Source organism: Nocardia sp. NPDC050799, from assembly GCF_040654015.1.
GTDB lineage: Bacteria > Actinomycetota > Actinomycetes > Mycobacteriales > Mycobacteriaceae > Nocardia.
On record NZ_JBFAHF010000126.1, the window covers coordinates 1 to 1,130 of the forward strand.

At 64.6% G+C, this 1,130-nt stretch carries 1 protein-coding gene; it reads left to right on the plus strand.

Going from position 1 to position 1,130, the window contains the following annotated elements; genetic code table 11:
* A partial coding sequence (locus AB0H42_RS35840) for a 2-oxoacid:acceptor oxidoreductase family protein (protein ID WP_357064352.1) occupies nt 1-1,130 on the plus strand: 1,130 nt, incomplete at both ends.

The following is a 1,130-nucleotide window of genomic DNA, read 5'->3' on the forward strand; positions in this document are numbered from 1 at the left end:
AGTGATCGACGCCATGGCGGCCTTCGCCGCCCTCACCGGCCGCCACTATCGGCCGTTCGACTATTACGGCCACCCGCAGGCCGAGCGCGTGGTGGTGGTGATGGGATCCGCCGCCGGCACCTGCGAAGAGGTGATTGACACCCTGCTGGCCCGCGGCGAGAAAGTCGGCGTGCTGAAAGTCCGGTTGTTCCGGCCGTTCTCCGCCAAATACCTGCTCGGCGCGCTGCCGGACAGCGTGCGCAACGTCGCGGTGCTCGATCGCACCAAAGAACCGGGCGCGCTGGCCGAACCGCTGTATCTGGACGTGATGACCGCGCTGGCGGAGGCCTACAGCAGGGGTGAGCGCGCCACGCTGCCGCGGGTGATCGGCGGCCGTTACGGCCTGTCGTCGAAAGAGTTCGGCCCGGACTGTGCGCTGGCGGTGTTTCGCGAGCTGGCCCAGCCGCAGCCGCGCCCGCGCTTTACCGTCGGCATCTTCGATGATGTCACCGGGCTTTCACTGCCGCTGAGCGACGAAATCCTGCCGCAGCGCGCCTCGCTGGAAGCGCTGTTCTACGGTTTGGGCAGCGACGGTTCGGTCTCGGCCACCAAGAACAACATCAAAATCATCGGCAACGCCACGCCGCTGTATGCGCAGGGCTATTTCGTCTACGACTCCAAAAAGGCCGGCGGCCTGACGGTGTCGCATCTGCGCGTCAGCGAGCAGCCGATCAATTCGGCCTATCTGGTCAGCCAGGCGGATTTCGTCGGCTGCCACCAGCTGCAGTTTATCGATAAGTATCAGATGGTTGAACGTCTCAAACCCGGCGGTACCTTCCTGCTCAATACCCCTTACGGCGCCGACGAGGTCTGGTCACGCTTGCCGCAGGAGGTACAGGCGCTGCTGCATCAACGCCAGGCGCGTTTCTATATCATCAACGCCGCCAAGCTGGCGCGCGAATGCCGGCTCGGCGCGCGCATCAACACCGTAATGCAGATGGCGTTCTTCCACCTGACGCAGATCCTGCCGAGCGACGTGGCGCTGCAACAGCTGCAGGATGCCATCGCGCGCAGCTACAGCAACAAGGGCCAGGAGATCGTCGAGCGCAACTGGCAGGCGCTGGGCGCCACCCGTGGCGCACTGATTGAAA